The organism is Roseovarius albus, assembly GCF_900172335.1.
Classification (GTDB): domain Bacteria; phylum Pseudomonadota; class Alphaproteobacteria; order Rhodobacterales; family Rhodobacteraceae; genus Roseovarius; species Roseovarius albus.
In genome coordinates, this window is sequence record NZ_FWFX01000003.1 from 394818 (window position 1) to 416415 (window position 21598).

Annotated in this window: 18 protein-coding genes; 6 read left to right on the top strand and 12 right to left on the bottom strand. The window is 54.3% G+C overall.

Translation table 11 applies throughout. The features are described from left to right. The first annotated feature begins 8 nt into the window (after positions 1 to 8). From ROA7450_RS07250 to ROA7450_RS07260, 3 genes are all read left to right on the top strand, one after another. Positions 9 to 716 (top strand): DUF484 family protein, encoded by a 708-nt coding sequence (locus ROA7450_RS07250; RefSeq protein WP_085805015.1) that lies wholly within the window; start codon positions 9 to 11, stop codon positions 714 to 716. After that, positions 713 to 1627 (top strand): tyrosine recombinase XerC, encoded by a 915-nt coding sequence (locus ROA7450_RS07255; protein ID WP_085805016.1) that lies wholly within the window; start codon positions 713 to 715, stop codon positions 1625 to 1627. The genes ROA7450_RS07250 and ROA7450_RS07255 overlap by 4 nt, the downstream gene beginning before the upstream one ends. A gap of 92 nt (positions 1628 to 1719) precedes the next feature. Next, positions 1720 to 2412 (top strand): CDP-alcohol phosphatidyltransferase family protein, encoded by a 693-nt coding sequence (locus tag ROA7450_RS07260; protein WP_085805064.1) that lies wholly within the window; start codon positions 1720 to 1722, stop codon positions 2410 to 2412. Positions 2413 to 2417: 5 nt separating this feature from the next. Here ROA7450_RS07260 and ROA7450_RS07265 read toward each other — a convergent pair whose 3' ends face one another. From ROA7450_RS07265 to ROA7450_RS07280, 4 genes are all read right to left on the bottom strand, one after another. Beyond that, positions 2418 to 2876, bottom strand: coding sequence for a methylated-DNA--[protein]-cysteine S-methyltransferase (locus ROA7450_RS07265; protein ID WP_085805063.1), 459 nt, complete (start codon positions 2874 to 2876; stop codon positions 2418 to 2420). A gap of 16 nt (positions 2877 to 2892) precedes the next feature. Beyond that, complete coding sequence (locus tag ROA7450_RS07270) at positions 2893 to 3795, bottom strand: OmpA family protein (protein WP_143534387.1); 903 nt, start codon at positions 3793 to 3795, stop codon at positions 2893 to 2895. Positions 3796 to 3949: 154 nt separating this feature from the next. Further along, positions 3950 to 4678 carry a GNAT family N-acetyltransferase gene (locus tag ROA7450_RS07275; protein WP_085805017.1) on the bottom strand — a complete coding sequence of 243 codons (729 nt, stop codon included), beginning with the start codon at positions 4676 to 4678 and terminating at the stop codon, positions 3950 to 3952. Then, positions 4675 to 5397, bottom strand: coding sequence for a competence/damage-inducible protein A (locus tag ROA7450_RS07280; RefSeq protein ID WP_085805018.1), 723 nt, complete (start codon positions 5395 to 5397; stop codon positions 4675 to 4677). Before ROA7450_RS07280 ends, ROA7450_RS07275 begins: the two co-directional genes overlap by 4 nt. Before the next feature lie 46 nt (positions 5398 to 5443). Between ROA7450_RS07280 and sfsA the strand changes: the two genes are divergently transcribed. The 3 genes from sfsA to ROA7450_RS07295 all read left to right on the top strand — a co-directional run bounded on the left by sfsA (position 5444) and on the right by ROA7450_RS07295 (position 7654). Beyond that, the gene (gene sfsA, locus ROA7450_RS07285) at positions 5444 to 6145 is read left to right on the top strand and encodes a DNA/RNA nuclease SfsA (protein WP_085805066.1); all 702 of its coding nucleotides are present in this window, start codon (positions 5444 to 5446) and stop codon (positions 6143 to 6145) included. A 73-nt stretch (positions 6146 to 6218) separates the two neighbouring features. Next, complete coding sequence (map, locus tag ROA7450_RS07290; RefSeq protein ID WP_085805019.1) at positions 6219 to 7031, top strand: type I methionyl aminopeptidase; 813 nt, start codon at positions 6219 to 6221, stop codon at positions 7029 to 7031. A gap of 56 nt (positions 7032 to 7087) precedes the next feature. Further along, entirely contained in the window at positions 7088 to 7654 is a 567-nt protein-coding gene (locus tag ROA7450_RS07295; protein ID WP_085805020.1) for a TetR/AcrR family transcriptional regulator, read from the top strand. A 152-nt stretch (positions 7655 to 7806) separates the two neighbouring features. On the opposite strand, the gene ROA7450_RS21415 is transcribed toward ROA7450_RS07295, so the two are convergent. The 8 genes from ROA7450_RS21415 to rplK all read right to left on the bottom strand — a co-directional run bounded on the left by ROA7450_RS21415 (position 7807) and on the right by rplK (position 21418). Continuing rightward, positions 7807 to 7932 (bottom strand): hypothetical protein, encoded by a 126-nt coding sequence (locus ROA7450_RS21415; protein ID WP_268808452.1) that lies wholly within the window; start codon positions 7930 to 7932, stop codon positions 7807 to 7809. A 203-nt stretch (positions 7933 to 8135) separates the two neighbouring features. Beyond that, entirely contained in the window at positions 8136 to 9629 is a 1494-nt protein-coding gene (bchE, locus tag ROA7450_RS07305) for a magnesium-protoporphyrin IX monomethyl ester anaerobic oxidative cyclase (RefSeq protein ID WP_085805067.1), read from the bottom strand. Positions 9630 to 9822: 193 nt separating this feature from the next. Then, complete coding sequence (gene rpoC, locus ROA7450_RS07310) at positions 9823 to 14070, bottom strand: DNA-directed RNA polymerase subunit beta' (RefSeq protein WP_085805022.1); 4248 nt, start codon at positions 14068 to 14070, stop codon at positions 9823 to 9825. Between the two features lie 53 nt (positions 14071 to 14123). Beyond that, positions 14124 to 18260 (bottom strand): DNA-directed RNA polymerase subunit beta, encoded by a 4137-nt coding sequence (gene rpoB / locus ROA7450_RS07315; protein WP_085805023.1) that lies wholly within the window; start codon positions 18258 to 18260, stop codon positions 14124 to 14126. A 255-nt stretch (positions 18261 to 18515) separates the two neighbouring features. Further along, the gene (rplL, locus tag ROA7450_RS07320) at positions 18516 to 18893 is read right to left on the bottom strand and encodes a 50S ribosomal protein L7/L12 (protein ID WP_085805068.1); all 378 of its coding nucleotides are present in this window, start codon (positions 18891 to 18893) and stop codon (positions 18516 to 18518) included. Positions 18894 to 18967: 74 nt separating this feature from the next. Further along, positions 18968 to 19486, bottom strand: coding sequence for a 50S ribosomal protein L10 (rplJ, locus tag ROA7450_RS07325; RefSeq protein WP_085805024.1), 519 nt, complete (start codon positions 19484 to 19486; stop codon positions 18968 to 18970). An 806-nt stretch (positions 19487 to 20292) separates the two neighbouring features. Further along, positions 20293 to 20991 carry a 50S ribosomal protein L1 gene (gene rplA, locus ROA7450_RS07330; protein WP_085805025.1) on the bottom strand — a complete coding sequence of 233 codons (699 nt, stop codon included), beginning with the start codon at positions 20989 to 20991 and terminating at the stop codon, positions 20293 to 20295. A gap of 1 nt (position 20992) precedes the next feature. Continuing rightward, on the bottom strand, positions 20993 to 21418 hold the full coding sequence (rplK, locus tag ROA7450_RS07335; RefSeq protein ID WP_085805026.1) for a 50S ribosomal protein L11: 426 nt from the start codon (positions 21416 to 21418) through the stop codon (positions 20993 to 20995). Between the last annotated feature and the right edge of the window lie 180 nt (positions 21419 to 21598).

A 21598-nucleotide genomic window follows, 5' to 3' on the forward strand; every position in this document is an offset into this window, starting at 1 on the left:
AGGCCTAAATGAGCAGTACGCCCGAAACCCTAGATGCGTTGCGCGATAAAATTATCGCGCATCCCGATTTTATATTGGAAGATCAGGAGCTGATGCATGCCCTGATCGCCGCGAATGAACGGGCCATGGGGGCCAACATCGTTGACCTGCGTGGCATCGCCATGAAACGGCTTGAGGCGCGGCTGGACCGATTGGAAGAAACCCACCGCAGCGTCATTGCCGCCGCTTATGAAAATCTGGCAGGCACCAACCAGATCCATCGCGCCATTTTGCGGATGTTGGACCCTGCGGATTTCGAAAACTTCCTCAAAGACCTCGGCACCGAGGTCGCAAATATCCTACGTGTGGATTACGTGAAACTTGTCATCGAATCGATGCAAGACGAGGAAGACACGACAATCAGTAAGCTTGGCGACGTTCTAGTGACCGCCAAGCCAGGATTTGTGGCCGAGTATACGCAAACCGGCACATCCCCATCCGGGCGGGTCGTGGTTTTGCGCCAGATCGAACAGGGCAGCGCCAAGGTGTTTGCCGATGATGCCTCATTCGTGCGCTCAGAGGCCTGTTTGCAATTGGAATTCGGACGCGGGCGCCTGCCTGGCCTTCTGGTGATGGGGGCCAAGGATCCGCAACAATTTACTCCGCAACAAGGGACGGATTTGTTGGCATTCTTCGGCGGAGTATTTGAACGCGCCATGCGTCGCTGGTTGTCATGATTGCACCCGCCGCACGCGATGCCTTGCAAAACTGGCTTGCAACGCAAAAGGCCCTGCAGGGGGTCTCAGATCATACGATCTCAGCCTATAGCGGCGACTTAACTGAGTTTCTGACCTTCATGACCGAGCACAAAGGACAGTCTTTGGGATTGGCGCCACTTTTGCGGATCACCGTGCAGGACATGCGCGGTTGGATGGCCTTTATGCGAGGTCAAGATATTGGCTCGCGGTCGCTGGCGCGAAAGCTCTCTGCCGTGAAAGGATTCTATCGGTATCTGGCGGAAAAGGAGGGTTGTGACCCAACCGCAGTTCTATCCGCGCGTTCCCCCAAGTTTCAGCGTAAATTGCCGCGCCCGCTAGCACCTGACGCGGCGCAAGATTTAATCGATACGATCGACCTGCAATCGCAAACGCCTTGGGTGTCTGCACGTGACCAAGCGGTTGTAACACTGCTTTATGGTTGTGGTTTGCGAATTTCCGAAGCTCTTGGCCTTTGCGGTCGAGACATCCCAATTGGCCCAACCCTGCGCATTATTGGTAAAGGACGCAAAGAGCGTGTCGTGCCAGTGATCGCCCCTGCCCGTGAAGCCGTGAAAAAGTATCTGGAGCTATGCCCCTATCGGGTTGAGCCAGAGACACCCATCTTTCGTGGTGTGCGAGGGGGTGCATTGAATCCGCGCGCCATTCAAAGGGTTGTTGCAGCGGTACGGATGCAACTGGGCCTACCGGCCACCGCCACCCCGCACGCTATGCGCCATAGCTTTGCGACACATCTGCTGAATGCTGGCGGAGATCTGCGCGCCATCCAAGAACTTCTCGGACATGCGTCATTGTCAACAACTCAGGCTTATACAGCTGTGGACACTGCGCGCCTGATGGAAGTGTACAACCGGGCCCACCCCAAGGCTTAGCCCCCAAATTGAGGGATCACAATCTGTACATCTTTGCCGCATCGAACAACTGACGCTTGTCATTTTGGCCCTGATCGGTCATGTCACGCCGCATGACTGATCAGATGAAAGCCCTGTCCGTTCACCTGCTAACCGCCACCGGCGCTGTGTTTGCAATGCTGTCCATGCTGGCCGCAGCTGATGGCAAGTGGAGCCTGATGTTTTTGTGGTTGGTTGTGGCCTTTGCAGTGGATGGCATCGATGGCCCACTGGCACGCAAATACCACGTTAAAAAGAACGCGCCCGAATTTGACGGTGTCTTGCTTGACTTGATCATAGACTATCTGACGTACGTGTTTATCCCCGCCTTCGCCCTGTTCAAATCCGGCCTGATGGACGGATGGACCGGTTGGTTCGCGATCATCATCATCACCTTCTCATCCGCGATGTATTTTGCTGATACACGGATGAAGACCAAAGACAACTCATTCTCGGGCTTTCCGGGATGCTGGAACATGCTCATTCTGGTGATTTTTGCGGTCGAGCCAAACTTCTGGGTCATCTTGTTCTTGGTCACCGCGCTGGCCATCGCGATGTTCTTGCCGCTCAAGTTCATCCACCCCGTCAGAACCGAGCGCTGGCGCTCGGTCTCTTTGCCCATTGCCTTTGCCTGGACGTTTTTTGCCGGTTGGGCCGCTTGGGTCGACTTCCACCCTGAAAGTTGGGCGCATTGGGGGCTGGTGCTGACCAGTATCTACCTAACGTTGGTCGGGATCGCACAACAGATCATTCCTGAGAAAAAGTAGCCTCCTCAGATTAGCAACCCGGCTGCCTTTTCATGCTTGAGCAACCAAACTTTGCTCTCGACTCCGCCTGCACCCGAGAACCCACCCAGTGATGTCGCCCCCAGCACGCGGTGGCATGGGATGATAATCGGAATTGGGTTGCCGCCGCATGCATTGCCAACGGCTTGTGCGGATGCGTCAAGATCATGGGCAAGATCTCCATATGTTCGGGTTTCCCCCAATGGGATGGCCAGCATCGCATCACAGACAGCTCTTTGAAAGTCAGATCCATTCACATGCAGTGGCAACTCAAAGACCATGAGTTCACCATTAAAATACGCCTCAAGCTGGCGTTGCGCTTCGACAAGCACAGGTGTGCAGTCATTGCCAAGCTTCGCTTTTTGACCCCAATACAGCCCAGTAATCTTACCATCCCGACTGTCGACCGAGACCAAACCCAATGGGCTTTCAAAGCTCGCGCGCAAGGTCTCCAAAATCTCTTTACTCCGTATTCAACAAAATCGCTTCGACGCGTCGGTTCGCCTCGCGTCCTTCTGCAGTCAGATTAGACATGACGGGAGAAAGATAGCCTGCGCCATCCGCTTCCAGCTGTAACCGACCTACACCATACTGGTTCACCAATCGCTCCAAAACAGAAGCAGCTCGCTGGCGCGACAGTAAGACATTCGCCTCTAAACTGCCTGTTGTATCCGTATGCCCAACTAAAGCCACCCGTCGAGTAGAGTCCTCATTTAGATACCGGGCCAGATCAGCCAATGAAGCATAAGGACCTGCCCCGAGCGCTGTCGCGCCGCTCTCGAACTCCAGATCATCCAATACGGCATGACCCCGATCAACAAGCGTTGCAATGGTTTCCTCTTGTACCTCGGGTGAAGCAATAGTCTCGCTTGTCGCGATTGATACCACAACATCTGGTGGTGCAGCATGTACAACTTGAACGTAGCCATTGGCGCCGCTACGACTAACAAGAATGGACACATATTCGTCGTCAGTTTCGTTATGTGTTTTGCGGGCAGATAAATACCGATAATCGTAGAGGTCCACAAACATCTCAGGCGCATCAAGCACTGAGATGCCAAACCGAAAATCAAAGATTCCACATTCAACATCAGAGCACTCAAACAACATTTGATAACCCTGTTGTTCAAGATGCGCTCTAATCGGCGACAGTATCTGCAGGGTCGTTAAATCACTCCCTTCCAACCGCCAGGCTTGCCGCACGACGCGCCCAGTGCTCTTTATCGATGGCACGGTGAGCCCATTATAAGACCCTACTGCAAAGGAATAGTCATCAAGCTCTGATTGCGTTTCATGCGTGAGCCGGGCGTGGCCCGGAATCGATAGTTCAAGCGCGTCCGCGTGCCACCCCGATGCGAAGAGCACGCAAACCAGCCCAGATTTTATAACGTTTCTGACTTTCACTACTTGGCCCGCCTACAAATAGCGGTCTGAATGCCGCGGCAATGCAGCCGATTGAGCCGTGCAATTCGACATATTGAAAAAGCCAACAACACTAGCGACATCCCAGATCTCGCGGTCATGCTGTTGTTTCCTGTTTTTGTCGGTAGTGATACCCGCCAACCAATGACATGCCCAGATTGGCATAGAGTCCATTGGCTCCGGTATTTTCTTGAGTACACACTGCTGAAATATATCGCGCACAGTTATCCTGCGCCCAAAGAGCCGCCTGTTGCATAAGGTATCTGCCCATCCCAGACCGACGGTGACGTGGCAGAACTTCAAGCGCGTGAACCATCGCCACACCCTCATGCACGGCCACAAACCCGGTGGCAGCCGGCCGGCTGTCGGCGCGCCCGAAAAGTGATGTTCTTGGACCCTCTACACGCCACATTACATCCAGGCGCGCGGGTCCGATGCCGCCTTGATTCCAGATATCGGCCTGGATCGCCATCGGCTCCCAAATCGCAAAGCTAGCGGTACGCGGTGGCTGCACAGCAAGCGGGTTAACGTCGCCGACATAGATGTTTACAGGATCAATGACCTCATATCCTTGCTCCTCCAGCAGCGCATCAAATGCGTCCTCACCCTTTCGGATCATAAAGAGCTTTCCCTGCCCCAGCGCCTGCATTTCGTTTTCGGCTTGCACTAAAACAGAAGGATCCAGATCCCCAACAAGCGTCGCGGCGGAAACACGCTTTCCGCCACCCTGACCATCCCTTATCTGCCACGGCCCAAGTTGTGCGTGACTGGCGGCGGGCCAAGTGTGTTCAAGCGCTTTGTATAGCGTCTCAATTGTCGGCATCATTGCGGGAAAATCCTGTTTAGCTCGGCCATGGCCGCATCAATCTGTGACCCGTCTTGACCACGCACAACGATATTGGCACCAAACCGGCCGTCCATCTGGAACGGGTAGGAGCCAATGGAAAGCGCATCGAAACGGGCAGCAATTTCCGCCAGTGGCCCCGCGATATCACCTTCACCGCGGAGCACTTGGATCGATTGAGACAAAATAGGATCTCCGCCCGTCAGCCGGGGCAAAAGATCTGCAAGCATTGCCTCAAAGATCTTAGGGACACCTGCCATGACATGGACATTTTCCAGAGTGAACCCCGGTGCAGCACTGATCGGATTACCGATCAGCGTCGCGTCCTCGGGGACACGGGCCATGCGTAGGCGCGCCTCATTAATCTCTAATCCCGTTCGCGCATAATGCGCCTCAAGCAGTGCCCGTGCATCAGCACGAACATCAATCGGGCGCTCAAATGCGCGGGCAACATTGTCGGCCGTAATGTCATCATGCGTGGGCCCAATGCCGCCGGATGTAAACACATGGGTGTAGGTCTGACTCAGCGCCTTCACCGCCCATGTGATCGCATCCGGGTCATCACTGACAACGCGCACTTCCAGCAAGTCAATGGCGGCCTTAGTCAGCTCGGCCGCCAAATGATGCATGTTGGCATCACGGGTCCGGCCCGATAGGATCTCATCTCCGATCACAAGCATGGCGGCGGTTGGGTTGGGCATCACGCACTCCTTGAATGGCGGTCCTGATCGGTATAGGCCGCTTGGCATGCGCTTTCAAACCCCTCTTATCCCCGCTACGCTGATCCGTCGGTATAAACGCTTCCTGGCCGACATCCGGCTGGAAGACGGGCGCGAAGTGACCGCCCACTGTGCCAACCCCGGATCCATGATGGGGCTAGCCAAGCCGGGCATGCGGATCTGGGTGGAGCCCAATGACGACCCGAAGAAGAAACTGAAGTACGGCTGGCGGTTGGTTGATCATGAAAACGGCCATTTCACCGGTGTTGATACCAGCCTGCCCAACCGTGCGCTGCGGGCGGCCCTAATGGACAGGGAAATCCCTGAGCTAGCAGAATATGAAACCGTGCGTCCCGAACAGAAGTACGGCGAAAACAGCCGGATCGACTTCCTGATGCAGCAAGACGGGCTGCCTGATGCATATGTTGAAGTGAAATCTGTCACGCTCAGCCGCCAAGTCGGCGTCGCAGAATTCCCCGACAGTGTCACGGCACGCGGTGCCAAACACTTGGGAGAGCTCACACAAATCGCGAATCAGGGTCATCGCGCCGTTTTGCTTTACCTTGTGCAGCGCACAGATTGCGAGACCGTGACTATCGCAGATGACATCGACCCCACCTATGCCGCAGCATATCAAAGCGCACGCGGTGCCGGCTTGGAGTGCATCGCATACGACACCGCGATCTCTCCGCAGCAAATCCTGATCCGGAACCGCCTGCCGGTGGAGTGACCGCGCGCTCTGGCCCTTTGCCCTGATCCATCCTACATAGGGCTAAGATTGACACCTTCGGCGAGGATTCGACGTGAACGAAGAGCACCGCGGCAGACTGACACGCGACGGCATCCGCATCCACAGCGATGCTGACTTTGCGGGCATGCACAAAGCCGGCGAACTGGCGGCCCGTATTCTGGATGAAATTGCCGAGCACGTGTTTGTTGGTCAATCCACGGGTGAGATAGACCGGCTCATTGAAGAAAAGGTCAATGCCGCTGGAGCGAAATCAGCGACCATCGGTTACAAGGGCTACCGTCATGCCAGCTGTATCAGCGTCAATCATGTGGTCTGTCACGGCATTCCCGGAGACAAGAAACTGAAGGATGGCGATATCCTGAACATCGATGTCACCGTCATCGTTGACGGCTGGTTCGGTGACACCTCGCGCATGTATGTCGCTGGCAAGCTAAGCCGCAAATCCGAACGCCTGGTTCAGGTGACCCACGACGCCCTGTTCAAAGGGATTGAGGCCGTGAAGCCAGGCAATACCTTCGGCGACATCGGAAACGCCATTCAAACCTTTGTCGAAGGTCAGCGTATGTCCGTTGTGCGCGATTTTTGTGGCCATGGATTGGGGCGCGTGTTCCACGCCCCGCCAAACGTTCTGCACTATGGTCGCAAAGGCACTGGGCCAGTGCTGGAAGAAGGCATGTTCTTCACCATCGAGCCGATGGTCAACTTGGGGCGTTCAGAAACCAAGGTACTGGCAGACGACTGGACTGCCGTCACACGCGACAAATCTTTGTCAGCACAGTTCGAACATTCCATCGGCGTAACCGCCGATGGGTTTGAGATCTTTACGCTGTCCCCCGCCGGGCGTTATCACCCAACCTGGGGCTAGACTTTGAAAGTCTGTGCATTACCCTGAAGGGAAGCTGACAAAGTAAGGAGCGTTGAATGCGCCCCAACAAGCGCGATGAGCTGGTTCGCAAAGCACTTGATGTTTTCTACCGCCACGGATTTCATGCCACCGGCATGGATATGCTGGTTGTTGAAACAGGCGTTTCCAAAACGTCTATGTATAAGCACTTCAAAACCAAGGATGACCTGATCCTGGCGGTGCTGAAATTGCGCGACGAACGCTTCCGAGAATGGCTGTACGCACGCATCGAAGAGCTGTCCAACACCCCGTCAGGGCAGATGATAGCCGTCTTCGATGCTTTAGGTGAATGGTTCGACACGCCGGATTTTCGCGGCTGCATGTTCATCAAGGCAAGCTCTGAGTTTCAGGAAACCGATAATCCGATCTATCAGCAATCATCCGAACACAAACGACTGTTACTGGAACATCTGATAGGACTGGCGCGACGTGCAGATCTAGCCAATCCAGAACAACTCGCCCGCCAACTAATCATTCTGAAGGAAGGCGCCATCATCATGGCCGCCATGGGATTTGGGGACACCCCTGCACAGGATGCGAAGGCAGCGGCAGAGGTCTTGTTTGCTTCCTCGCTGCAAGATTAGCGATGAAAGTTTCCCCACAATTTCTGATGGTCGCGCTGATTTTCTCTTGTGCACCAGCCAATGCACTAGAAGAGGCCGCAATCCCGGCGGATCTGCCAGACGAGTATCATCAGTGCCATTCTCTTTTGAATTCTGAGCCGTTGAACACATTGTCAGAATTTGTCGATGTTGGGCGAGGTGCGATGATCAGTGATGACGATTTGGGAAAGCGATTGATTGGTGTCTCGTGCACCGATGAGCAGATCATTGATTACATGGAAAATCATGGGTTTGAACATGGCCAGACACTGTCTTGGCCAGAGCCAAAAGAACATGTGCTTTTAGGCCAATACAACAAAGTGATGAGCTTTAGCACAAGAAGCAAAAAAAATTGGCTCCACAGGAAATTGTACGGGGCCTTCGCTGTGGGTTCCCGATTTATGATGCGAAATGACACTATAGTCCGCATTTCTGGGGCGGCACATAAATAGCTAAAGGAGTTTTAGAGGGTTTTTCTCATCGCAGCCTCAGCGAACGACTTCTCTCCCCCCAGGTATTGGCTTACCTTTTGTTCATTGCTCCGGCGTTCACGAAAGAAGAAATCCAATGTTTCTTTCACCGCCACACGCCGACCCATTTGTGTGTACCACCGCATGGCGTGTCGGATAGCCGGATCTGGATGAAAGTAGGTTCGCCACAATGCCTTTGGCCGTGCTTGCAAACGTAGTTCTATGACTTTCACCCATAAGAAAACCCTCCATGCTGGCACATTTCGTGTTTCCATGACCTGATGTTTATAGTCCCAGAGTCGCAGGTCCTGTTGAATAACCATACGATCCTTTGACACGTGGAAAAATGGTGTCCAGCGATGTGGCGTCGCAAAGACCGACATGATCTGATCAGGATCATATTTTAGCAGTTGTCGCATCAAGGCCAGATAGTCCCGATCCGTCTCTTCTTCGAAACCAACTGCGAAAGTACACAATCCAATCATGCCGTGTTCGCGCATCAACCTGATGGCAGCCTGATCGGTTGTCGGGGTCGAACCTTTCCGAATTTTCACGAGTGTGCTTTCGCTCATGGCCTCCACCCCAAGAAGAAAACGCAAAACCCCTGCCTTTTTATAAAGGTGCAAAATGTCTGCATCCCGAACAATGTCTCCCGCGCGCGTGGATCCAATCAAAATCACCGGGACATCTTCCGCAATGAGCGCTTCCAGAAATTGCTTCCACAGGCGACGTGACGAGGTCGGGTTTTCGTCGGCAAAATTGATTAGCTCCACGCCGTGTTCTCGGTGAAGCCATGCAATTTCCTTGGCCAGCAAAACCGGGTCGCGATGTCTCCACTTGGTCCAGAACCCCCTTTGGCCGCAATAGGTACACAGATGCGGGCAGCCGCGCGAAAACTGTACAACTACCGACTTTTTGCCACCCCAGTAAGAATACTCATCGAAATCGATCAGCTCCCAGCCAATGCGGTGAGTATCCAAGTTCTTGATGATCGAAGCGGGGCGCGTGGCTTTAGGTGAATCTATTTCTCTTAATGCGATGCCGGGTATAGTTGAGTATGAGGCCCCCTTCTGAAGGGCGTCCATTAATTGAACAACGGTCTCTTCACCTTCGCCGCGTACGATGATGTCGATCTCGGGGCAGTCCTCCAGTACATCTTTCCAATGATATGTCGGGTAAACCCCGCCGTAAATGATCGTGATCTCAGGCAGCGCCTGTTTCAGACGGCGGGCAATTTGTACCACAGTGGGATGCGCCGACGTTGACCCGGAATGCCCGATCAAGACGGCATCCGGTGATTTGTGGACAACTGCGTCGACAATATCCGAGATTGGCAGATTGTCTGGATCTACGTTCAGTAAATTAACGCAATGTCCAGCGTCGATGAGAGGACCACCAATTGATAGTAGTCCAAGCGGTGGCAGGTTCTCACGCGGAATGCGGCTTCCAATCGCGGTGTGTGGCGGGTGTAGGAGCAAAATATTCATATAGGCCAGCTGTGCAGAGCTTAGTTCTGGTTCAAGCTGGCGAGCGCCAAATGCGGCAAAGCTGCACAAAGAACCAAGAGGTTCTGCACGTGGGACCAACGGAACGGGAACAAAAACGCGTCTTAGTGCAGTGGCGTAATCGCAAAAAAGCCCCACCAATTGGCGGGGCTTTCTTTGGTCTTCTTAACGAAGATTAGTCTTCGCGGCTCTCGGCCTGATCCATGAAGGCTTCGAAATCGTCGCCGGCTGCCGACAGGTCGTCTGCAGACGGGGCAGCCAAGGCTGCTGCGATTTCAGCTTCTTCACGGCGCGCCTCGATCACGACGTTGTCACGCTGCTGGGCGATCTGGCGCATATCAAGCGTAGCACCACCTGTACCCGCTGGGATCAGGCGACCCACGATGACGTTCTCTTTCAGGCCGACCAGTTTGTCGCGTTTGCCCTGAACCGAAGCTTCGGTCAGAACGCGTGTGGTTTCCTGGAACGATGCTGCCGAGATGAACGAACGTGTCTGCAGGCTCGCCTTGGTGATCCCCAGAAGGATCGGCTCACCCTGTGCTGGACGGCCACCTTTGGCGAGAGCTTTTTCGTTGGCAGTATCGAACTCGATCTTGTCAACGTGTTCACCCTTCAGCAGCGTGGTATCGCCGCTGTCCAAGATCTCCCACTTCTGCAGCATCTGGCGAACGATCACCTCAATGTGCTTATCGTTGATCTTCACACCTTGCAGGCGATAGACGTCCTGAACCTCGTCGATCATGTAGTTCGCCAGCGCCTCAACACCCATGATGCTCAGGATGTCGTGCGGTGCCGGGTTACCGTCCATGATGTAGTCACCCTTTTGCACGAAGTCACCTTCGACAACCGGGATGTGCTTACCCTTGGGCACCATGTATTCGACGGGCTCCATCGTCTCGTCTGCTGGTTCGATGCTGATGCGGCGCTTGTTCTTATAGTCGCGACCGTAACGCACGTAACCATCGATTTCAGCGATGATCGCGTGGTCCTTTGGACGGCGCGCTTCAAAGAGTTCAGCCACACGAGGCAAACCACCGGTAATGTCTTTTGTCTTGGCACCTTCACGTGGAATACGTGCCACAACATCACCTGCGTGAACCTCTTGGCCTTCTTCAATCGACAGAATAGCATCTACCGACATCGGATAGGTCACTGGGTTACCTGCATCGTTACGAACAGGCTCACCATTGTTATCGGCGATCAGGATCTCTGGCTTAAGCTCGTTGCCTTTTGGCGCCGCGCGCCAGTCGGTCACGATCTTTTGTGTCATGCCTGTGGCGTCATCGGTCACGTCACGCACGGCAACACCCGAGACCAGATCAACAAACTTCGCTTTACCGCTCTTCTCGGCCAGAATTGGCAAGGTGTACGGGTCCCACTCAAACAGCTTGTCGCCGCGGCCGATCTTGTCGCCATCTTTGACAAACAGCTTCGAACCGTAGCCCACTTTGTGATTGGCCAGTTCTGCACCGTCTTCGCCCATGATCCGCAATTTCATGTTACGGCCCATGACCAAGGTTTCACCACGAGAGTTCTCAAGGGTTTGCGCCCCTTCGAACGAAATGGTGCCTTCTTGGCTGGCTTCGAGGTAGGACTGCTGACCACCCTGAGCAACGCCACCGATGTGGAAGGTCCGCATCGTCAGCTGTGTACCAGGTTCACCGATCGACTGTGCCGCGATGATGCCGACAGCTTCGCCAGTGTTGACCATTGTACCGCGCGCCAGATCACGACCATAACACGTTGCACACACTCCATCTTCGGCTTCACAGGTCAGCGGGCTACGGATACGTGCTGTTTGAACTGCGGCAACATCGATTGCATCTGACATCAATTCGTCGATCAACTGGCCTTCCGAAACCAGAACTTCTCCGGTCGATGGGTTGACGATATCTTCGGCAGCCACACGACCCAGCACCCGCTCGGCCAGAGAAGCAACAACTTCGCCATCATTGACAGCTGCTTCAGCAGTGATCGCACGGTCGGTACCGCAATCGATTTCGCGAACGATACAGTCTTGCGCCACGTCAACCAGACGACGGGTCAGGTAACCCGAGTTCGCCGTTTTCAGAGCGGTATCCGACAGACCCTTACGGGCACCGTGGGTCGAGTTGAAGTACTCAAGAACGGTCAGACCTTCTTTAAAGTTCGAGATGATCGGTGTTTCGATGATGTCGCCGTTTGGTTTGGCCATCAGGCCGCGCATACCGCCCAGCTGTTTCATCTGCGTTACTGAGCCCCGAGCGCCAGAGTGAGCCATCATATAGACCGAGTTTGGCTCCATGACAGCGCCGTTTTCATCTGTGCGCTCAGCCGAGATCGATCCCATCATGGCATCCGTGACCTGATCGTTACACTTCGACCACGCATCAACCACTTTGTAGTACTTTTCACCCTGAGTGATCAGGCCGTCCATGTACTGTTGCTCGAATCCTTTGACTTGTCCGCGGGTTTCTTCAACGATTGGCCATTTGGTGTCTGGGATGACCATGTCGTCTTTCCCGAAGGAAATCCCGGCTCTGAAAGCCTCACGGAAGCCCATGGTCATGATCTGATCACAGAAGATAACCGACTCCTTTTGACCGCAATAACGGTAGACGGTGTCAATCACCTGTTGCACTTCTTTCTTGCGCAGCAGTTTGTTGACTAGGCTAAATGGTGCCTTGGCGTTCTTTGGTAGCAACGCGCCCAGACGAACACGACCCGGAGTGGTTTCCACACGTTCAAACACCAGATTGCCTTCCCCATCAAACTGGGGAATGCGCGCGTTGATTTTGGCATGCAAGTGCACTTCGCCAGCATCTAGTGCGTGTTGTACTTCGTCAATGGAGGAAAAGATCATGCCTTCACCTTTCATGCCTTCACGCATGATCGACGTATAGTACAGACCAAGGATCATATCCTGTGACGGAACAATGATCGGCGCGCCGTTTGCAGGCGACAGAACGTTGTTCGTCGACATCATCAGAACGCGCGCTTCCAACTGAGCCTCGAGGCTCAGAGGGACGTGCACGGCCATTTGGTCACCATCAAAGTCAGCGTTAAAGGCCGAACAGACCAGCGGGTGAAGCTGGATCGCTTTACCTTCGATCAGGACCGGCTCAAACGCCTGAATGCCAAGACGGTGCAGCGTCGGCGCACGGTTCAGCATGACAGGGTGTTCGCGGATCACCTCGTCGAGGATATCCCACACTTCGGGACGCTCTTTCTCAACCAGTTTCTTCGCCTGTTTCACGGTCGAAGACAGACCCTTGGCTTCAAGGCGCGAGTAGATGAATGGCTTGAACAGCTCCAATGCCATCTTCTTGGGCAGACCACACTGGTGCAGCTTGAGTTCCGGACCGGTCACGATGACCGAACGGCCCGAGAAGTCGACCCGTTTACCCAAAAGGTTCTGACGGAAACGACCCTGCTTACCTTTCAGCATGTCCGACAGCGATTTCAATGGGCGCTTGTTGGCACCCGTGATCACGCGGCCACGACGGCCGTTGTCGAACAGTGCGTCAACAGATTCCTGCAGCATCCGCTTTTCGTTGCGGACGATGATGTCAGGTGCACGCAATTCGATCAGGCGCTTAAGACGGTTGTTCCGGTTGATCACACGACGATACAAATCGTTCAGATCCGATGTTGCGAAACGACCGCCATCCAGCGGCACCAGCGGGCGCAGTTCTGGTGGGATCACCGGGATCACAGTCAGAACCATCCACTCGGGGCGGTTACCGGATTCGATGAAGCTTTCGACCACTTTCAGACGTTTGATAATCTTCTTCGGCTTCAGCTCACCTGTGGCTTCTTTAAGTTCGGCGCGCAGCTGCTCGGCCTCGGCTTCGAGGTCGATGTTCTGCAGCATCTCGCGGATCGCTTCGGCACCAATGTTCGCGGTGAAGGCATCCATGCCATACGCGTCTTGCGCATCCATGTACTCTTCTTCTGTCAGCATCTGACCATAGGTCAGGTCGGTCAGGCCGGGCTCGATCACGACGTAGTTCTCAAAGTAAAGAACACGCTCCAGATCACGCAGTGTCATGTCCAGCATCAGGCCGATGCGCGAAGGCAACGACTTCAGAAACCAGATATGGGCGCAAGGTGCGGCCAGCTCGATGTGGCCCATACGTTCACGGCGGACTTTTTGCAGCGTCACTTCAACACCACATTTTTCGCAGACAACGCCGCGATATTTCATCCGCTTATATTTGCCACACAGACATTCGTAATCTTTGATCGGGCCAAAGATACGCGCACAGAACAGGCCGTCACGCTCTGGCTTGAACGTGCGGTAGTTGATGGTTTCCGGCTTTTTGATCTCGCCATAAGACCAGCTGAGTATACGCTCGGGGCTGGCCAATGAGACGCGGATCTCGTCGAATACCTTTGCAGGGGCATTCGGGTTGAACGGGTTATTTGTCAGTTCCTGGTTCATTTTCAAATCCTTGAATTCGGTCAGAGAGTTGGGAGGGGGCGATAGGCTCGCCCTTACTCTTCAACCTCCGAGTCCAGGAGTTCCATATTCAGGCCAAGGCCACGTACTTCTTTCACCAGAACGTTGAACGACTCGGGCACACCGGCCTCGAAGTTGTCTTCGCCCTTGACGATCGACTCGTACACCTTGGTCCGGCCTGCCACATCGTCCGACTTCACTGTCAGCATTTCCTGCAGGGTGTATGCAGCGCCATAAGCTTCTAGAGCCCAGACCTCCATTTCCCCGAAACGCTGACCACCGAACTGCGCCTTACCACCCAGCGGCTGCTGTGTGACCAGCGAGTATGGGCCGGTGGAACGTGCGTGGATCTTGTCATCGACAAGGTGATGCAGTTTCAGCAGGTATTTCACACCAACGGTGACCGGACGCGCGAATTGCTCACCAGTGCGACCATCAAACAAGATTGACTGACCGCTTTCGCTGAAGCCTGCGCGTTGCAGCGCATCGTTCACGTCCGCCTCTTTCGCACCGTCGAAGACCGGCGTTGCAATTGGAACACCTTTGGTGACGTTACCAGCGGCTTCGATCAGCGTGTCCTCACTCATGTCGCTAATGCCTTCTTCGTAGACATCATCGCCGTAAGCAATACGCATGGCTTCACGAACCGGTGTCAGGTCGCCAGAGCGGCGATATTCCTGCAACGCTTCATCAACGTTGATCCCCAATCCGCGTGCGGCCCAACCCATGTGGGTTTCAAGGATCTGACCAACGTTCATCCGCGAGGGCACACCTAGTGGGTTCAAGCAGAAGTCGACTGGCGTACCGTCGGCAAGGAACGGCATGTCTTCCATCGGCACAACCTTGGAAATAACACCTTTGTTCCCGTGACGACCGGCCATCTTGTCACCCGGCTGAAGCTTACGCTTCACCGCGATGAAGACTTTGACCATCTTCATCACACCTGGAGGCAAATCGTCACCACGACGGACCTTCTCGACTTTGTCCTCGAAACGGGCATCCAGAACACGCTTTTGCGCTTCATATTGCTCGTTCAGGGCTTCGACGATCTGTGCGTCTTTTTCGTCTTTCAGCGCCAACTGCCACCACTGACCTTTGGTTAGGGTTTGCAGCAGCTCTTCGGTGACTTCGGAGTTCGACTTGACGCCTTTTGGACCTTTAACAGCCACTTTGCCCAGAACCATCGATTTCAGGCGGGCGTAGATGTTGCGGTCCAGAATGGCCAGCTCGTCGTCACGGTCACGGGCCAGACGTTCGACCTCTTCACGCTCGATCTGCAGGGCACGCTCGTCTTTTTCAACGCCGTGGCGGTTGAAGACACGAACCTCAACAACGGTACCAAAATCACCTGGCTTCACGCGCAGAGAAGTATCACGCACATCGCTGGCTTTTTCGCCAAAGATCGCACGCAGCAGTTTCTCTTCCGGGGTCATTGGTGATTCACCTTTGGGGGTGATCTTACCAACCAGAATGTCGCCCGGCTCAACGTCCGCACCGATGTAAACGATGCCCGCCTCGTCGAGGTTGCGCAGCGCTTCTTCACCGACGTTCGGAATGTCGCGAGTGATTTCTTCAGGACCCAGCTTGGTGTCACGGGCTGCGACTTCGAATTCCTCGATGTGAACCGAAGTAAAGACGTCATCACGTGCGATACGCTCGGAAATCAGGATCGAGTCTTCGTAGTTGTAGCCGTTCCAAGGCATAAACGCGACGACCACGTTTTTACCCAGAGCCAGTTCACCCATATCGGTGCTTGGACCGTCAGCAATAACTTCGCCTTTGCCAACCGTGTCACCCACTTTCACCAGCGGACGCTGGTTAATGCAGGTGTTCTGGTTCGAACGCTGGAACTTGCGCAAACGGTAGATGTCTACGCCCGCGTCACCCAGCTCCAGATCCTCAGTCGCACGAACAACGATACGCTGTGCATCAACTTGGTCGATGATACCGCCACGTTTTGCCATGATCGACGCACCAGAGTCGCGCGCCACAACACCTTCGATCCCGGTACCGACCAACGGTGCCTCGGAACGCAGGGTTGGAACCGCCTGACGTTGCATGTTCGAGCCCATCAGAGCCCGGTTAGCGTCATCGTTTTCCAAGAACGGAATAAGCGAAGCTGCAACCGAGACCAACTGCTTGGGTGAAACGTCGATCAGGTCAACATTCTCGCGTGGGGCAAGCATGTATTCACCGGACTGGCGTGTTGAAACCAGATCGTTGATGAAGTTGCCGTTCTCGTCCAGCGTCGCGTTGGCCTGCGCCACGGTGTGACGCATTTCTTCGGTCGCTGACATGTACTGAACGTCATCGGTCACATGGCCCTCAACCACCTTGCGATAAGGGGTCTCAATGAAGCCGTATTTGTTGACGCGCGCAAATGTCGCCAGCGAGTTGATCAGACCGATGTTCGGACCTTCCGGCGTTTCAATTGGACACATACGGCCATAGTGCGTGGCGTGGACGTCGCGCACCTCAAAGCCCGCACGTTCACGTGTCAGACCGCCGGGCCCAAGGGCCGATAGGCGGCGCTTGTGTGTTACCTCAGAAAGCGGGTTGGTCTGGTCCATGAACTGCGACAGCTGTGAAGAGCCAAAGAATTCACGGACAGCGGCAGCAGCTGGTTTCGCGTTGATCAGATCCTGCGGCATTACAGTGTCAATCTCGACACTGGACATGCGCTCTTTGATCGCACGCTCCATACGCAGCAGACCAACGCGGTACTGGTTCTCCATCAACTCGCCAACAGAACGCACACGGCGGTTACCAAGGTGGTCGATATCATCGATGTCACCCTTGCCGTCACGCAGTTCAACCAGCGCTTTGATACAAGCCACGATGTCTTCGCGACGCAGGGTGCGCAGCGTGTCAGGTGCATCCAGATCAAGACGCATGTTCATCTTAACCCGACCAACAGCCGACAGATCATAGCGCTCGCTATCAAAGAACAGCGTGTCAAACAGAGCGGAAGCTGCTTCTACGGTGGGCGGCTCGCCCGGGCGCATAACGCGGTAGATATCCATGAGCGCGGTTTCACGGCCCATGTTTTTGTCTGCCGCCATGGTGTTACGCATGTACGGCCCAACATTGATGTTATCGATGTCCAGAACAGGGATATCGGTCACACCAGCATCCAGCAGTTCCTGCAGGGATCCACCAATGACATCACCGTCTTTGTCACGCTCCAGCGTCAGTTCATCACCGGCTTCGACATAGATCGCACCGGTTTCTTCGTTGATGATGTCTTTGGCAACGAACTTGCCGACGATATGCTCGAATGGAACCAGAAGATCAGTGACTTCACCTTCGTCGATCAATTTCTTAACCGCACGAGGGGTGACTTTCTTGCCAGCTTCGGCAATCACTTCACCCGATTTGGCGTCAACCAGATCAAACAGAGGGCGTGTGCCGCGAACCCGCTCAGGGAAGAACTTGGTTGCCCAACCTTTGTTCTTCTTCAGTTTGAAGTTTACCGTGTCATAGTAGGCATCCATGATGCCTTCTTGGTCCAGGCCAAGAGAATACAGCAGAGTTGTAACAGGCAACTTCCGACGACGGTCGATACGCGCAAACACGATATCTTTTGCGTCGAACTCAAAGTCCAGCCAGCTGCCGCGGTATGGGATAATGCGGCAAGCAAACAACAATTTACCGGACGAATGGGTTTTGCCTTTGTCATGATCAAAGAACACACCGGGCGAGCGGTGCATCTGGCTAACGATCACACGCTCGGTGCCGTTTACAACGAATGTGCCGTTTGGTGTCATCAAAGGCATGTCGCCCATGAAGACATCTTGCTCTTTGATGTCTTTGACCGACTTCGCGCCAGTATCCTCGTCGATATCAAACACGATCAGACGCAGGGTCACCTTAAGCGGCGCGCTGTAGGTCATGTCGCGCTGCATACATTCTTCGACGTCATACTTCGGCTTTTCCAGCTCGTAGTTGACGAATTCCAGAACGCTGGTTTCGTTGAAATCCTTAATCGGGAAAACCGATTGGAAAACCCCCATGATGCCTTCGCCATCTGCCGGCTGGGCTTGATCGCCTGATTTCAGGAACAGATCATAAGAGGATTTCTGAACCTCGATGAGGTTTGGCATGTCCAGAACTTCGCGAATTTTGCCGAAGTATCTGCGCAAACGTTTTTGGCCAAGATAGCTTTGAGCCATGGTCGATGTCACCTTTCATTTCTCACCGGTTACGCATGTCGTCGGGCTCCGACACCGTAACCATCCGAGACAGCGGGTTTGATCCATTCCCGGCCCCTGTCCCACCAGAAGCCTCCCGATCATTAAACCGCGCCTTAGAAAGGGCTCCATACAACTGGAGGTATCCAGGGGCATAAAGCCCTTTCTAAGACAGGTTCGGCTGGACCCGGGAAACCCCCAGGTCCAGCCTAAATTTCCGGGTTACCCCGGACTGAATTACTTCAGTTCGACTTCAGCGCCAGCTGCTTCCAGCTTGCCTTTGATGTCTTCTGCTTCGTCTTTAGAAACCTGCTCTTTGACAGCTTTTCCGCCGGCTTCGACCAGCTCTTTGGCTTCTTTCAGACCCAGGCCAGTGATGGCGCGGACTTCTTTGATGACGTTGATTTTCGACGCGCCTGGTGACTTCAGGATTACGTCAAATTCTGTCTGCTCTTCAGCAGCGTCACCACCTTCGCCAGGTGCAGCAGCCATCATGACAGCGCCACCAGCAGCAGGCTCGATGCCGTACTCGTCTTTCAGGATGGTTTTCAATTCTTGTGCTTCGAGAAGCGTCAGACCAACGATCTCTTCAGCAAGTTTTTTCAGATCAGCCATGTTCAGCTCTTTCCGTTTTACAATTTGTGTTCCAACGTCGGGCATTTGCCACTACGCGGTTCTTTCCAGTTGCGTTATGCCGCTTCGGCCTTCTCTTCGATGGTCGAAAGGATGCTCGCGATGTTCGAAGCAGGGGCGCCAATTGCACCGGCGATGTTCGAAGCAGGCGCACCGATACAGCCAACGATCGAAGCGATAAGCTCGTCACGCGAAGGCATTTTCGATACGGTTGCAACACCGGCCCGGTCCAGAGCGTTCTCACCCATTGCACCGCCGAGGATTTCAAATTTCTTGTTATCCTTGGCGAAGCCCTCGGCGACCTTGGCAGCTGCCACAGGATCTTCCGAGAAAGTCAGAACGGTCATGCCCGAAAGGTAGTCAGCAATGCTGGAGCACGGCTTACCCTCAAGGGCGATTTTGGCGAGCCTGTTTTTGGCAACGCGAACAGATGCTTCGGACTCGCGTGCGCGAGAGCGAAGATCTTGCATTTCAGCAACTGTCAGACCCTCGTAGTGGGCAACCACTACGACGCCAGAGCTTTCGAAGATCTGGCCGAGCTCGTCGACCAATTTCTCTTTCTGGGCTCTATCCACAGTTTCACTCCAAATTTGGGGGTCTCCCCCCGGCTCAGTTCTGCCCCGGTTTAACCCGAGGCGTTCGGGTCCGTATTACGGGGTGGAGCCAAAATCACCCGAGAGCTAAGCCCTCGTAATTCTTGGGTCTTTCCCGTCTCAGGCAGGAGATTAAGACCCCATTTGAGGCCACCCACCGTCTTGGACGAAACAAAATAAAGCGCACGACGAATCGCACGCTTTACTCCGTGCCCGTTATGTAGGCCTTTTGAAAGGAATTTCCAAGGGGTAATTTGCGGATTTTGCCGGGCCGCCCGCCCCCCGGATTTATGTACAACTTGTAAAAGTTGAACAAGAGTTTTGTACGAAACTCCACCGGGGGCCAAACCTGCTCAATTTGAGACATCTGATACGCGTTCGCATAGCTCAGAATTAGGTAAGGATTGCGCGGCAATCTCGGTGTTAAATCAGAAACCCCGTGTCAATCCGTTCAGATCAGAATGGTGGGTTGGCACCCACCCTACGGAAGAGTGCAGAGGTTAGAAATGGTTGGAGAACCTCATATACACAATGGACAGTCCCGCTAGAAAAATTGCGATTTGGACAGAGAGCTTGAGAAAGTTCAGAACCGGCTTGCCAGATTGAGGCGACAAATACCTATCAGACAAACGAGAGAACAGGATGCGAAGGAATGTCATTGCTGAAACAACTATCGAAGGGTTGGGACAGTGGTGGGCAGAAATTGCCCACCCTACGGCTTACCATAAAACAAAAACCCCGGAGCGGTTGCGCGCTCCGGGGTTTAAATTTCACACTGAGGTGTAAGCTTATTCGGAAACGGCGTTTGAGACGTCGATGCTTACGCCTGCGCCCATGGTGGAGCTCAGCGAGATTTTCTTCATGTAGGCGCCTTTGGCACCGGCTGGGCGGGCTTTGGCAACCGCACCAACGAAGGCGCGAACGTTTTCAACCAGTTTGGCTTCGTCGAACGATGCTTTGCCAACACCGGCGTGTACAACACCGGCTTTTTCAGCTTTGAACTGAACCTCGCCGCCTTTGGCGTTTTTCACCGCGTCTGCAACATCCACGGTCACTGTACCAACCCGTGGGTTTGGCATCAGGTTGCGTGGGCCCAGAACTTTACCCAGACGGCCAACGATTGGCATCATGTCAGGTGTGGCGATGCAGCGATCAAATTCGATTGTGCCGCCCTGGATGGTTTCCATCAGGTCTTCGGCGCCAACGATGTCTGCACCGGCTTCTTTCGCTTCGTCCGCTTTTGGACCGCGAGCGAAAACAGCAACGCGCACGTCTTTACCTGTGCCGTTTGGCAGGCCAACAACACCACGAACCATTTGGTCGGCGTGACGTGGGTCAACACCAAGGTTCATAGCGATTTCTACGGTTTCATCGAATTTGGCGGTTGCATTGGCTTTGACCAGTGCGACAGCGTCTTCGATGCTCAGGTTCTCTTTGCCAGCTGCGGCTTCGCGAACGGCGGCTGTACGTTTTCCAACTTTTGCCATCTTACTTCACCTCGATGCCCATGGAACGTGCCGAGCCCTGAATGATTTTCATGGCTTGCTCTACGTCGTTTGCGTTCAGATCTTTCCACTTGGCTTCTGCGATTTCGCGCAGTTGCTTTGGTGAAACAGAAGCAACGGTTTCACGACCTGGGTTGGTCGCGCCGGATTTCAGCTTGGCGGCTTTTTTCAGATAGTAGGACGCAGGAGGCGTCTTGATGTCCATGTCAAAGGACTTGTCCTGATAGTAGGTGATCACGGTTGGGCATGGGGCGCCTGGCTCCATGTCTTGCGTCTTGGCGTTGAATGCCTTGCAGAATTCCATGATGTTGATGCCGCGCTGACCCAGTGCCGGGCCAACTGGTGGGGATGGGTTTGCTTGTCCGGCTGGGACTTGCAGCTTCATCTTACCTGCGAGTTTCTTGGCCATGTGGCCTCTCCTTTTTCCAACCCCCTTGGAACGCGTTCCGCGGGGTTACATGTTGCTGTGGTCCGGTTTGCACATCGCGATGCGCGCCCCTCCCACATATCGCGAGAATCGCGACGGTGCTGTTTAAGCAATCTGTAGGGATAAAGCAAGCGACCTAAGGTGAAAATGCGCGTCATAGAT